Source organism: Streptomyces sp. NPDC005799 (genome assembly GCF_040630525.1).
Lineage (GTDB): Bacteria > Actinomycetota > Actinomycetes > Streptomycetales > Streptomycetaceae > Streptomyces > Streptomyces griseorubiginosus_B.
Genome location: NZ_JBEXXQ010000004.1, coordinates 21,670 through 35,082 on the forward strand (window position 1 = coordinate 21,670; position 13,413 = coordinate 35,082).

A 13,413-nucleotide genomic window follows, 5' to 3' on the forward strand; every position below is an offset into this window, starting at 1 on the left:
CGCAGGATGGAAGCATGCCGAAGCCTCCCCGCACGCGTGCCGCTGCGCTGACCGCCACCGCCGTGCTGCTGTCCTCCGTGCTGGCCGGCTGTACGGGTGGCGACAGCGAGGACGGGGATCTGTCGGCGCAGAAACTGGACTGGATGGACTGTCCGGCCCCGAACGCGGCGGAGGGCGGCGGGGACAGCCCCTCGCCGCTGCCCAACGGCGGCACCTGGCAGTGCGCCACCATGAAGGCGCCTCTCGACTGGAACAAGCCCAAGGGCGACACCATCGGCATCGCGCTGATCCGGGCGAGGACGAGCGGCGGCGCGAACAGGCGCATCGGTTCGCTCGTGTTCAACTTCGGCGGCCCCGGCGGTTCCGGCGTCACCACGCTGCCCGCCTTCGGCGCGGACTACGCGAAGCTGCGCACCCGCTACGACCTGGTCAGCTTCGACCCGCGCGGAGTCGGCCGCAGCGCACCCGTGGAGTGTGAGAACGACCAGCAGCTCGACGCCTACTTCCAGCAGGACGCGACCCCCGACGACGCCGGCGAGCGCACCGAGTACCTGGACAACACCAAGAAGTTCAACGCGGCCTGCGAGAAGCACTCCAAGAAGGTGCTGCCCCATGTGCGGACCACGGACGCGGCCCGTGACATGGACCTGATGCGCCAGATCCTGGGTGACAAGAAGCTCTACTACTTCGGCATTTCCTACGGCACCGAACTCGGCGGTGTCTACGCCCACCTGTTCCCCAAGCACGTGGGCCGGGCCGTCTTCGACGCGGTCGTCGACCCGACGCAGAACCCGGAGCAGGCCTCCCTCGGACAGGCCAAGGGCTTCCAGCTGGCGCTGGACAACTTCGCCGAGGACTGCACGTCGAAGGCCGAACCGTGCCCGGTCGGCGACAGCGCGCAGGACGTGAAGGACCGTATCGCCACTCTGCTGAAGAACCTCGACAGCAAGCCGATCCCCGGCATCCTCCCCCGTCAGCTGACCCAGACCGCCGCCACCAACGGCATCGCGCAGGCCCTGTACTCGAAGGACTTCTGGCAGTACCTCACCGAGGGCCTGCAGCAGGCGTACCAGGGCGACGGCCAGGTCCTGATGCTGCTGTCGGACTCGATGAACGGCCGCAGCCAGAACGGCGAGTACAGCAACATCACCGCGGCCAACATCTCCATCAACTGCGCCGACGAGAAGCCCCGCTACAGCCCCGGGTACGTGGAGGGGAAGCTGCCCGAGTTCCAGGCCGCCTCTCCGCTGTTCGGGGACTTCCTCGCCTGGGGCATGGTCAGCTGCACCGACTGGGCGGTCGCGGGCGCGGCCGATCACCCCGACGTGAGCGCGCCCGGCGCCGCGCCGATCCTGGTCGTGGGCAACACCGGCGACCCGGCCACGCCGTACGAGGGCGCGCGCAGGATGGTGGACGCGCTGGGCAAGGGTGTCGGCGTCGAGCTGACGTACAAGGGCCAGGGGCATGGTGCGTACGACAGCAAGAACAAGTGTGTGCAGAGCGCGGTGAACGGCTATCTGCTGGACGGGAAGGTGCCGCCGGCCGGAACCGTCTGCTCCTGACGGCAGACCGGATTCCGGTTGAATGCGCAGGTCAGAAGGTTATCCACAGGGCTGCGCGAGTCCGACGCGGTCCGCCTACTATGGCCGGACAGCCGTTCGCCGCACGGCACGGACGGCCTTTCAGGGGGGAACGCACATGGCTCGATTCGTACGGTGGACGGCGTTCGGGGCCGCCGCCGCACTGCTGGTGGCCGGATGCGGCGGGGGCTCGTCGTCCGACGACAAGAGTGACAAGGGAGGCGGCACGACGAGCGCGGCCGCCTCGCCGCCGACCGGCTCCTCGAATACGACCGCCGCGCTGCCGTCCTCACTGACCGCGCAGAAGCTCGCCTGGGGGCGCTGCAAGGCCACAGCGGACTCCCCCGCCCCGGGCAGCGACTGGCAATGCGCGACCCTCAAGGCTCCGCTGGACTGGTCGAAGCCGGACGGCCGCACGATCGACCTCGCCCTCATCCGCGCCCGGGCGAACGGGGGCAAGCGCATCGGCTCGCTGCTGTTCAACTTCGGCGGCCCGGGCGGCTCGGGCGTGTCCATGATGCCGCAGTACGCGGCAACGGTGTCCAAGCTGCGCGAGCGGTACGACCTGGTGAGCTGGGACCCGCGCGGGGTGGCCGCCAGCGAGGGCGTGCGCTGCCGCAGTGACAAGGCCATCCAAGCCGCGGAGGACATCGACGCCACACCCGACACCGCGGCCGAGGAGAACACGTACTTCCAGGACGCGGTCTCCTTCGGCAAGGGCTGCCAGAAGGCCGCCGGGAGTCTGCTGGCGCACGTGTCGACGACCGACACCGCCCGCGACATGGACCTGATGCGCCAGGTCCTCGGCGACACGAAGATGCACTACTTCGGCATCTCGTACGGCACCGAGCTGGGCGGTGTCTACGCCCATCTGTTCCCCAAGCACGTGGGACGGCTGATCCTGGACGCGGTCGTCGACCCGACCGCCGACTCGGTGGGACACGCGGAGAATCAGGCCAGGGGGTTCCAGCGGGCCCTGGACGACTACCTGAAGTCGACCGGCCAGGACCCTGAGCAGGGCACCCGGAAGATCGCGGACCTGGTGAAGCGGCTCGACGCGGCCCCGCTGCCGACGTCGTCCGGTCGCAAGCTGACCCAGTCGCTCGCCCTCACCGGCATCGTCCTGCCGCTGTACAGCAAGTCCGGCTGGCCGACCCTGACCAGCGCCCTGGACGCGGCGCAACAGGGCGACGGCTCGGAGCTGCTGCAACTCGCCGACGGCTACAACGAACGCGACGCCTCCGGGCACTACGGCACGACGACCCACTCACAACGGGTCATATCGTGCCTGGACGACAGGCAGCGGCCGACCGCCGAGCAGACCAAGAAGCTGCTGCCGACCTTCGAGAAGATCTCGCCGGTGTTCGGGGACTTCCTCGGCTGGGACACGGCCGGCTGGTGCCACGACTGGCCGGTCTCCGGGCAGTACGACACCCCGGAGGTGAGCGCGGCCGGTGCGGCGCCGATCCTGGTGGTCGGCAACACCGGCGACCCGGCGACGCCGTACGAGGGCGCCCGGAAGATGGCCGACGAACTGGGCAAGGGCGTCGGTGTGGAGCTCACCTGGAAGGGCGAGGGACACGGGGCGTACGGAAGCGGGAGCGACTGCGTCGACTCGACGGTGAACGCGTACCTGCTGGGCGGCGCGGTGCCGCGGGACGGGAAGGTCTGCTCCTCGTAGCCCGGGCCCCGGCACCTGGGGCGCTTCTGGCCCGGGCGACGGAAAGGGGCCCGGCACGCACCACGGTGCCGAGCCCCTTCCGGGAGAGTCTGGGTCTAGTAGACCGGCTTGTGCGGTTCGATCTGGTTGACCCAGCCGATCACGCCGCCGCCCACGTGCACGGCATCGGAGAAGCCGGCGGACTTCAGGACCGCGAGGACTTCCGCACTGCGGACACCCGTCTTGCAGTGCAGGACGATCTTCTTGTCCTGCGGGAGGGTCTCCAGGGCGGTACCCATGAGGAACTCGTTCTTCGGGATCAGCTTGGCGCCGGGGATCGAGACGATCTCGTACTCGTTGATCTCGCGGACGTCGATGATCTCGATGTTCTCGCCGTCGTCGATCCACTCCTTGAGCTGCTTGGGAGTGATCGTCGAGCCGGCCGCCGCCTCCTGGGCCTCTTCGGAGACGACGCCGCAGAAGGCCTCGTAGTCGATGAGCTCGGTGACGGTCGGGTTCTCGCCGCAGACGGCGCAGTTCGGGTCCTTGCGGACCTTGACCTGGCGGTACTGCATCTCCAGGGCGTCGTAGATCATCAGTCGGCCGACCAGCGGCTCGCCGGTGCCGGTGAGGACCTTGATGGCCTCGGTGACCTGGATGGAGCCGATGGACGCGCACAGCACGCCGAGGACGCCGCCCTCGGCGCAGGAGGGGACCATGCCCGGCGGCGGGGGCTCCGGGTAGAGGCAGCGGTAGCAGGGGCCGTGCTCGGACCAGAAGACGGAGGCCTGACCGTCGAAGCGGTAGATCGAGCCCCACACGTACGGCTTGTTCAGCAGCACGCACGCGTCGTTGACCAGGTAGCGGGTGGCGAAGTTGTCCGTGCCGTCGACGATCAGGTCGTACTGGCTGAAGATGTCCATCACGTTGTCGGCCTCGAGCCGCTCCTCGTGAAGGATCACGTTCACGTACGGGTTGATGCCGAGGACGGAGTCACGGGCGGACTCGGCCTTGGAGCGGCCGATGTCGGCCTGGCTGTGGATGATCTGGCGCTGCAGGTTCGACTCGTCGACCTCGTCGAACTCCACGATGCCGAGGGTGCCGACGCCCGCGGCGGCCAGGTACATCAGCGCCGGCGAGCCCAGGCCGCCGGCGCCGACACAGAGCACCTTGGCGTTCTTCAGCCGCTTCTGCCCGTCCATCCCGACGTCCGGGATGATCAGGTGGCGGGAGTACCTGCGGACCTCGTCTACGGTGAGCTCAGAAGCTGGCTCGACCAGGGGTGGCAGCGACACGGGGACTCCGTTGATCGGTCAATCACTACAGTTGTTCTCCCTGTAACACTGCCACGGCCTTCTTCATTCCGAGACACCCGTCCCGATCCGCGAGACGATGTCGTCCCAGTAGCCGGGCATGGTCTCCCAGGGGTCGGTGCGGCCGCCGTGGTCCGTGCGGTCGGTGAACCAGACGGTCGCCGCGCCCTGCCAGCGGGCGATGCGCAACGCCTCCTCCAGGTGCGGGCGGGGCACTCCGTGGACGAGGTGGCAGAAGCGCTCGGGCGGATGGTCGGCGGTCCACTCCGCCACCTGCGACCAGCGGTACTCGTTCCAGGACCCGGAGAACGTGACCAGTTGGTCGGCGCACTCGGCATAGCCGGGATACGGGTGGGTGCCGTGACCGAGGACGAGGTGGGCGTCCTCCCGGACCGCGCGCAGGGTGGTGACGGTGCGACGGATCGCCGGGAGACAGGCGCGCTCGGTCGGGCAGCGGTCCAGGAGGAAGCCGTCGACCCGGTACCAGTCGAGGTAGCGGTTCGCGTCATGGACCAGTTCGACGAAGCCACGGGCTCCGCGAGCGGCGTCGAGATGGCCGAGGACGCGGACGCCCGCGTTGCGCAGGCGTCCGGCCGCCTCCAGGCAGTGCGGGTCGGGGCGGCTGCCGGGGCCGTCGGCGACGTTGAGGACGACCCAGTGCAGCGGGGTTCCGGGGCGGGCGAGTTCGCCCCACTCGGCGGGGGCGAGAAGGGGGTGGGCGTAGCCGGGGACGCCGAAGCCGGTGCGGACGTCGGTGCTCGTGGTGCCTGCTGTGGTGCTGGTCAGATGCGGCATGCCGCCTCCATCCAGATGTCGGCGAGGGACTCTTCGAGGTTGATCCGTGGCCGCCAGCCGAGCCGGTCGCGCGCGGTGCGCACATCGGCCTGCTGCCAGCTGCCGCAGCCGTCGGGGTACGGGTACGCCACCGGGGCCGCGTGGTCGGAGTCCGCGCGCGGGTGGCCGATGGCGGCGCGCAGCGGTCCGGGCGGGCCGTCGAGCTCGTGGAGTGCGCCGCCGTATCCGGCCACGCGGGCGAGCGTGGCGGCGGCGTCGCGCAGACGCACCGCGCGGCCCGAGCCGATGTTGATGACGCCCTGTGCGGCGGAGAGGCTCGCGGCGTGGACCGCGCGGGCCACGTCGCGTACGTCGACGAAGTCGCGCTGCGCGCCGAGGCCGCCGAGCTTGAGTTCGCCGTCGCCGGACTGCATGGCGCGGCGCATGGCCTCCGCGAGGCGGCCGAGCGGTGATCCGGCGGGGGTGCCGGGGCCTGCCGGCGAGAAGACGCGGAGCACGACCGCGTCCAGGCCGGAGCCGAGGACCAGTTCGGTGGCGGCGAGCTTGCTGACGCCGTACGGGCCGCCGGGGCGGGGCACGGCGTCCTCCGCGGTGGAGGAGCCGGGCTGGCTCGGGCCGTACTCCGCGCCGCAGCCGATCTGGACGAGCCGGGCGCCGCAGCCGCTGCGGCGGAGGGCCTCGCAGACGGTGGCGACGGCGACGGTGTTGTGGCGGGTGAGTTCCCGAGCGCCCCCGCGTGTGGCGCCGGCACAGTTGATGACGACACCGGGGTGGACCGCGTCGAGGAAGCGGGTGAGGGCGCCGGGGCTGCCCGCGGCGAGGTCGAAGCGGACGTCGGCGTCGTCGCCGCGGCCGAGGGCGGTGAGCTGGACGGCCGGGTCGGCGAGCAGGCGGTCGGCGACGAAGCGGCCGAGGTAGCCGTTGGCTCCGATCAGCAGGACTCTCATCGGGCGGCTCCCGGGGCCGAGGCGTCGGGTCGGGAGGTGATCATCTGGGGTTCTCCTTCGGAGGGGGCGGTGCGGGTGCCTGCGGCGCTTTGGCCGGGCGCCGGGTTGGGGGCGCCGGGGGCGGGGGCGGGCTCGGCGGGCGGGCGGCCCTGTGGTCGGGGGCGCCGGTGGTTGGACGGGTGGGTGGGACTGCGGCTACGTCTGCGGGGGCGGACGTGCCTGCGGCGCACGTGCCGGGGCCGTGGGGGTGCGCGTCGCGCCTGGACGGTGGGTCGGGCCGGGCCGTGGCGGGGGGTGTCCGTCCTCGGTCGGGCGGTGCCGTGTGTTTGGCGGTGCTCGGTGTTGACGCCCGCCGCTGCGGGCGGACACCCCCCGCCACGCCCCCTCCGCGCCGTACGCGGGTTCGGCTCAGCACTGGGGCTCCGTGGGGGCGTGGGCCGAGGCCCTGGTGAGGGTGCGGGTCGCGTGGATCAGGAGGGGCAGTGCGGCCGCCATGCAGGTTAGGGCGGGGACGGCGGCGGGGCCCCAGACGCTCACCAGGGTCTCTACGGGGGTGGCCAGGAAGGCGCAGCCGGGGAGGCGGGCCGCGAAGGGGGTTGCCAGAGCCGTTGCCTCGGCTGTGGCCACGGCGGCCAGGGCGAGCCTGGGGGCTCGGGGGAAGCCGTGGATGGCGAGGAGGCGGGCCAGGAGCAGCAAGGCGCCGAGGGGGAGGGTCTGGGCGTAGGCGGGGGGTTCGGGGAGGGTGGCGGTGCAGAGGGCTGTCAAGGTGGCGAGGTAGAGAGCGAAGGTGCCCAGGAATGCGGGGCGTACGGCGGTGGCGAAGTCCTGTAGGCCGCGGCTTGTGGGCAGTCTGTGGCGGACTCGGGTCGTGAAGAGGTGGGTGGTCCAGGCCGCGGGTGCCAATGACCAGGCGAGGGCGAGGACGGGGGCCGTGGTGATGGGCCAGGCGGTGGTGGTCGGTGGGGCGTCGGGGCCACCGGTGATGGCCGCGTGGAGGAGGCCGTCGCCGAGGACGGTGTAGGCGATGAGCCAGTACGTCCAGGCGCCCGTGGCAGTGCGGGTTGTGGCCAGGGGGCCGCTTGAGAGGGCGGCTCGGGCGCTGAGGGCCAGGGCCAGGATGCCCACTGCGGCCAGGGCCAGGCGGGTTTGGCCGTGGGTGAGGCGCAGGGCTGCCGTGGTCGCCGTGGCGACGGTGCCCGGGAGGAGGGTGAGCAGGATCCAGTCGGCTCGTACCCGGGGGGTGGCGAGGGGGGTGGTCCGGTGCTGTGGGTGCTCGTCGTGGGCGGCGCGGGCGAACATCTCCTCCGCCAGGGAGAACACGTCCCGGTGACGGAAGCGGGCAGCGGTGCGGTCGGTGACGCCGTGCGCCTCCAGACCGGCGGCGATCTCCAGGGGGTCCACGGCTCCTTCGCACAGGTCCCGGTGACGGTGGATCAGCGCTCGCACGGGGTCGGCGGTGGTACGGCGGGGCGTGGTGGGTTCGTGACGGGTGGAGGCCGTTTCGGCAGGGGTCGTGATCCACTGCTGTGACCGCTCGTCCCAGGCGCCGGGGCTCTCCGGCGTGCCTGGGTGGTCCAGTTCTCCCAGACCGCTCATCGGGCCCCCTCAGCGGCCGGCAGCGGCGTGGTGGCACGTACCGGGGTGCCACCTGCCCAGGAAGGGCCGCCACGTGCCACCACGCGCGTGGCGGTGTCCGTCCAGAGGCCGGGGACGTGGGCCTCGGCCGGGGCGGCGAAGGGCCGCGGCTCACCCGCGCCGTCGAGGACGACCCTGCGCACCGGCGTGCGCGAGACGATCTCCAGGTAAATGCTGTGAAATGCCGTGACGTTCTGCTCGACCGTGAACAGTTCCAGCGCACGCGCGCGAGCGGCCGCGCCCAGGCGCGCACGGCGCTCGGGGTCACGCAACAGCGCCACGCACGCCTCCGCGAACGCCCGGGGGTTGCGCGGCGGTACGACGAGCCCCGTGCCGCCGATGACCTCGACGACCGCGCCGACGTCGGTGGACACGGTGACGCGCCCGCAGAACATGGCCTCGACCAGACCGAACGGGAAGCCCTCTACGACGCTGGACAGCAGGGTCACGGCACCGGCGGCGTACGCGTCGGCCAGGGTCGGCAGTTCAGGGCCGCCGATCTCCTCGAAGGAGACCGGGTTGTCGCCGACGGAGTGGGGGCCCTCGGCCTCGTCGGGGAAGAGCTGGGCGGCGAGCGCCCGGCAGTGCCCCAGGTAGGCCTCGCCCTCGGGGCCGGCCGGGGCGCCGACGATCCGCAGCCGGGCCTTCGGCTCGTCCTTGCGGATCTCGGCGAAGGCGTGCAGCAGGGACATCAGGTCCTTGGCGGGCTCGACCCGGCCGACCCACACCAGGGTGCCGGGGGCAGCGCTCTCCGTGGACTCGCCCACCTCCGCGAAGGGGGACGCGTCCATGCCCGGGTAGACCGTACGGATCTTGGCGCGGTCGGCGCCGCAGCGCTCCTGCCAGCGGCGGGCGTGCGCGTTGCCGGGCGTGACGACTGCGGCGCGCTCGTAGATCTCGGTGGCGAGGCGGCCGTGGAAGGTGGCGAGAAGCGACCGGACGACGGGCGGGGCGTCCGTGGCGGCGAGGTGGTGCGTGCGCAGCCGTACGCCGTACTCGGTCAGCAGCAGGGGTACGCCGGAGAAGTGGTGGGCGAGCAGGGCGGGAAGGGCCGCGGGGCCGCCGGAGGTCGCGTGGCAGAGGTCGACGGCGCCCAGGCCGTCGTCCTCGTGCCAGTCGAGCGAGAGGGGGCGCAGGGCGCGTTCGAGGTGCGTGGCCACGGTGAGCAGATCAGGTACGCGCGCCTCGCGCGCCGTCCGCAGCGCGCCCGGCGCACGACAGGCGCGCTCCAGGGCGCGTACGGCGCCCTCGGAGCGGAGCGCCCCCACCAGCCCGCCCTCGTCACGGGCGAGTTCGGCGAGCCCGTACAGCGCGTTGCGGAAACGGTCCGCCTCGGCGGTCGGCGTGTCCGTGGAGGCCCCGGAGCCGCAGATCACGGCGGCCAGCTCGCCGTAGCACTCGGCGAACCGGCGCCGCGCCCGCCGCCCGTGCCGGACACCGTCGTCCCGCGCCGTCCACAGCGGGGCCGTCCGCACCCGGCTGACCTGCGGCGGCAGCAGGAGCCAGCCCTCGTCCTCCTGGCGCTCGCTGCGGCTGAGCGCGTAGAGGTCGAACTCGTGCTGCCCTAGCCCGCGCACGAGCCGGTCGCACCAGAGCCTGGCGTCACCGCTCACATACGGATAGCCACCCTCCGTAAGCAGTCCGATGCGCACGAGTGCACCCCCGATCTCCCGTATGGGGAGCCGCCGTTGACCCGACGGCTCGCAGCGGGAAGAACGTATGCGGACAAGGCGGTGGCGCGACGGACGGTTGTCCATCGCGCCACCAAAAGGGGTGAACGGTCGTAACTTTCCCGTGCGAGTCGCGTTCGATCGCGCTACGAGATCACCTGGCTACGTACGGTCAGGCTGCGGCCAGCTCTCGTCGGGCCGCTCTGCGCCGGGCCGCGACCTCGGGGTCGAGGGCGGGTACGGCGGCCAGGAGCTGCTTGGTGTACGGGTCGTGGGGGTTGTCGTACACCTCGTCGGCGGTCCCGGACTCCACGACCCGGCCCTGGCGCATCACCGCGACGCGGTCGCTGACCTGGCGGACCACGGCGAGGTCGTGCGCGACGAAGACCAGGGCGAGGCCGAGTTCGCGCTGGAGTTCGGCAAGCAGGGCGACGACCTGGGCCTGGGTGGTGACGTCGAGCGCGGAGACGGGCTCGTCGCAGACGATGACGCGCGGGTCGGCCGCGAGCGCCCGCGCGATGCCCACGCGCTGGCGCTGGCCGCCGCTGAACTCGTGCGGGTAGCGGTCGTAGTGCGCCCCTTCGAGCCCCACGCGCTCCAGCAGTTCCGTCACGCGCCCCCGAATGCGTACCTCGTCGCGCTCGCCGCGCGCGCGGAGCGGGTCGGCTATCGACTCGCCCACGCTGCGGCGGGGGTTGAGGGACGAGACCGGGTCCTGGAAGACCATCTGCACCGCCGGATTCACCCCCACGCGCGCGTGGCCCTCGTCCCGGACCTCGCCCGCGGTCGGCTCCAGCAGCCCGACCAGCATCCGGCCCAGGGTCGTCTTGCCGCTGCCGCTCTCGCCGACGACCCCGAGGGTCTCGCCCCGGCGAACGGTCAGCGACACGTCGTCCACAGCTGTGAACGCCCGCTTGCCGCGCCCGAATTCACGCCGTAGCCCGACGGCCTCAAGGACGACGTCCTCGGCGGAGGACGGCACGTCCGGGCCGGCCTGCGTCCGGCCCTCGGGGGAGGCGCCGCCCCGGACCTCCCGCGCCGGGAACTCCGCGCGCGGCGCGTCCACGCGCGGGACCGCGGCCAGCAGTTCGCGCGTGTACCTCTTCGCGGGCGCCCCCAGCACGTCCGCCACGGGGCCGTGCTCGACCACGCGTCCGTGCCGCATGACCAGCACCTCGTCGACGCTCTCGGCGGCCACGCCCACGTCGTGGGTGACGAGCAGCAGGCCCATCCCGGTCTCCTCGCGCAGGGTATGCAGCAGGTCGAGGATCTGAGCCTGGACGGTCACGTCCAGCGCGGTGGTCGGCTCGTCGGCGATCAGCAGGTCGGGCTCGCAGGACAGCGCCATGGCGATGAGCGCGCGCTGCCGCATGCCGCCGCTGAACTCGTGCGGACGGGAGCGGGACCGGCGTTGTGCGTCCGGAATCCCGACCCGGTCCAGCACCTCCACCGCACGCGCGCGTGCCGCTCGTCGCGACACGCGCGTGTGCACGCGGTACACCTCGGCGATCTGGTCGCCGATCGCGTAGTAGGGGTCGAGGGAGGACAGCGGGTCCTGGAAGACCATCGCGGCCTTCGCACCGCGCAGCCGCCGCAACTCCTCGTCGGGCGCCTTGAGTACGTCGACGCCGGCGACCTCGACCGAGCCGCCGACCCGCGCTCCCGTGCCGCGGTGCAGGCCCAGCAGCGCCGAGGCGACGGTGGACTTGCCGGAGCCGGACTCGCCGACCAGGGCCAGGGCGGCGCCCTGTGCCAGCGTGAAGGAGAGGCCGTCGACGGCTCTGAGGTCGCCGAACTCGACGGTCAGATCCGTGACTTGGACGAGACTCACGTCAGTACCACCCGTCGGTCGGCCACCGCGTACAGCACGTCCGCGACGGCGTTGGCGAGGACCACGAAGAACCCGATGACCAGGACCATGCCGACGACGACCGGCAGGTCGACCACATTGACCGCGTGGACGAGTTCCTGGCCGATGCCGGGCAGGCCGAAGAGGGTCTCGGTCAGCACCGCGCCGCCCACCATCGCGCCGACGTCGTTGGCGTTCAGCGCGATGATCGGCGCGAGGGCGCCGCGCAGGGCGTGGCGGCCGACGATCGACCGCTCGCCGACTCCGTAGGCCCGGAAGGTGCGGATGTGGTCCTCCGCGAGCGTCTCCAGCATCGACGCCCGGGTCAGCCGGGCGAAGTAGGCCGCCTCGCCGAGGGCGAGGGTCAGCCAGGGCAGCAGCAGGTTCCACATCCACTGCTCGGGATCGTCGGAGAGGGGGACGTACTCCGGGAACGGAAGCAGTTCCAGTTGCCCGCAGACCACGATCATCAGGACGAGGCCGATGACGAAGGACGGTGTGGCGACGCCCGCGAGGGTCACACCGGTCAGGGCCCGCTCGCTCAGCCGGCCGCGCCGCCAGGCGGAGAGCACGCCGGTGCCGACGCCCAGCAGCAGCCAGAGCACCATCGCGCCGAGCACCAGCGACAGGCTGACGGGGAGCTTGCCCACGATGATCTGCATGACCTGCTGGTCGCTCTGGTACGACAGCCCGAGGCAGGGCGCCGAGCAGTGCTCCACGGACGTGCCGGTCGAGTAGTCCTGGCCGACGACGACGCCCTGCAGGAAGTGCCAGTAGCGCAGGTACAGCGGGTCGTCGAGCTTGAGCTGCTGGGCGACCTGGTGGACCTGTTCGGGCGAGCAGCGCGGACCGCAGGTGATCTGGGCGACGTTGCCGGGAGTGGCGTAGAAGACCACGTAGACGATCACCGAGATGGCGAGCAGGGTGACGATCGCGCCCACGGCCCGGCGCAGGGCGAATCCGGTGAAGCCGGTCATGCCTTCGCCTCCCCCTTGCGACCGGTGCCGACGCGCAGGCGCGAGGCCGCGCGGGGGTCCAGGGCGGTGCGTACGCCGTCGCCGAGGACGGTGAGGGCGAGGACGGTCACGAAGAGCGCGCCCGCGGGCAGCAGCAGGTACTGCGGAGCGGCCTGGTACCAGACGTTGGCCGACGTGAGCATCTGTCCCCAGGACGGGGTGGGCGGTTTCACGCCGACGCCGAGGAAGGACAGGGAGGCCTCGATGCCGATGTTGACGGGCACCATGAGCGCGGCGTACGTGATCACGGGTGCGGCCAGGCCGGGGAGCAGCTCGCGGCGGGCGATTCTCAGGGTGGACCAGCCGCTGAGCCGGGCGGCGGCGACGTAGTCGAGTTCCTTGAGGGTGAGCGTCGCCGCGCGGGTGATCTTGGCGATGGTGCCCCAGGCGACGAAGCCGATGATGAGCGCGACCAGGACCGGCCTCGGGAAACTGCCGGGGACGATGGCCAGCAGGGCCAGTGCCATGATCATCAGCGGCATGGCCACGATGATGTCGCTGATGCGGCTCAACAGTTGATCAACCCATCGGTTGCCGAGCCCCGCGGCGATGCCGACGACGACACCGAGGAAGACCTGCACGGCGGTGGCTCCCAGCGCCACGCCCAGCGACACCCGGGCGCCGTACACCAGCCGGGCGAACAGGTCCCGCCCGGTCTGCGGTTCCACGCCCAGCCAGTGGTCGGCGCCGATCCCGCCGAAGGAGCCGGTCGGCACGCCTCCGCGCGCGGAGTCGATGAGGGACGGGTGGTAGGTGGTCGGGTCCTGGCCCTCGATCGCCGTGAGCAGCGGCGCGGCGAGCGCGACGAGGACCAGCAGCGCGACGACGGCCGCCGCGACGAGGGCGGCGCGCTGCGCTCGCAGCCGCCGCCAGAACTGACGGGCCCCCGAGACTCCCGAGGCGGACGCCTCGGGAGTCTCGGCGGCGACAAGTGTCTCGCTCACGGCG

The 13,413-nt window shown here is 72.0% G+C and carries 10 protein-coding genes; 2 read left to right on the forward strand and 8 right to left on the reverse strand.

All coding sequences use genetic code 11. The features are described 5' to 3' along the window. Window positions 1-14 precede the first annotated feature (14 nt). Both ABZ453_RS05455 and ABZ453_RS05460 read left to right on the forward strand, forming a co-directional pair. Window positions 15-1,562, forward strand: a complete 1,548-nt coding sequence (locus ABZ453_RS05455) for an alpha/beta hydrolase (RefSeq protein ID WP_359011809.1) — start codon at window positions 15-17, stop codon at window positions 1,560-1,562. A 136-nt stretch (window positions 1,563-1,698) separates the two neighbouring features. Further along, a complete protein-coding gene (locus ABZ453_RS05460) occupies window positions 1,699-3,261 on the forward strand; it encodes an alpha/beta fold hydrolase (protein ID WP_359011811.1) in 1,563 nt (520 codons plus the stop codon). A gap of 95 nt (window positions 3,262-3,356) precedes the next feature. Here ABZ453_RS05460 and moeZ read toward each other — a convergent pair whose 3' ends face one another. The 8 genes from moeZ to ABZ453_RS05500 all read right to left on the reverse strand — a co-directional run bounded on the left by moeZ (window position 3,357) and on the right by ABZ453_RS05500 (window position 13,409). Further along, complete coding sequence (gene moeZ, locus ABZ453_RS05465; protein ID WP_133044509.1) at window positions 3,357-4,535, reverse strand: adenylyltransferase/sulfurtransferase MoeZ; 1,179 nt, start codon at window positions 4,533-4,535, stop codon at window positions 3,357-3,359. 63 nt (window positions 4,536-4,598) lie between these two features. Continuing rightward, window positions 4,599-5,348, reverse strand: coding sequence for a spherulation-specific family 4 protein (locus tag ABZ453_RS05470; protein ID WP_359011813.1), 750 nt, complete (start codon window positions 5,346-5,348; stop codon window positions 4,599-4,601). Then, the gene (locus ABZ453_RS05475) at window positions 5,336-6,295 is read right to left on the reverse strand and encodes an NAD-dependent epimerase/dehydratase family protein (protein WP_356762092.1); all 960 of its coding nucleotides are present in this window, start codon (window positions 6,293-6,295) and stop codon (window positions 5,336-5,338) included. The genes ABZ453_RS05470 and ABZ453_RS05475 overlap by 13 nt, the downstream gene beginning before the upstream one ends. A 408-nt stretch (window positions 6,296-6,703) precedes the next feature. Then, complete coding sequence (locus ABZ453_RS05480; RefSeq protein WP_359011815.1) at window positions 6,704-7,891, reverse strand: hypothetical protein; 1,188 nt, start codon at window positions 7,889-7,891, stop codon at window positions 6,704-6,706. Then, window positions 7,888-9,582, reverse strand: coding sequence for a DUF3492 domain-containing protein (locus ABZ453_RS05485; RefSeq protein WP_359011817.1), 1,695 nt, complete (start codon window positions 9,580-9,582; stop codon window positions 7,888-7,890). Before ABZ453_RS05485 ends, ABZ453_RS05480 begins: the two co-directional genes overlap by 4 nt. Window positions 9,583-9,772: 190 nt before the next feature. Further along, complete coding sequence (locus ABZ453_RS05490; protein WP_359011819.1) at window positions 9,773-11,431, reverse strand: ABC transporter ATP-binding protein; 1,659 nt, start codon at window positions 11,429-11,431, stop codon at window positions 9,773-9,775. Next, the gene (locus ABZ453_RS05495) at window positions 11,428-12,426 is read right to left on the reverse strand and encodes an ABC transporter permease (RefSeq protein ID WP_356762096.1); all 999 of its coding nucleotides are present in this window, start codon (window positions 12,424-12,426) and stop codon (window positions 11,428-11,430) included. The genes ABZ453_RS05490 and ABZ453_RS05495 overlap by 4 nt, the downstream gene beginning before the upstream one ends. Next, window positions 12,423-13,409 (reverse strand): ABC transporter permease, encoded by a 987-nt coding sequence (locus ABZ453_RS05500; protein WP_359011821.1) that lies wholly within the window; start codon window positions 13,407-13,409, stop codon window positions 12,423-12,425. The genes ABZ453_RS05495 and ABZ453_RS05500 overlap by 4 nt, the downstream gene beginning before the upstream one ends. Between the last annotated feature and the right edge of the window lie 4 nt (window positions 13,410-13,413).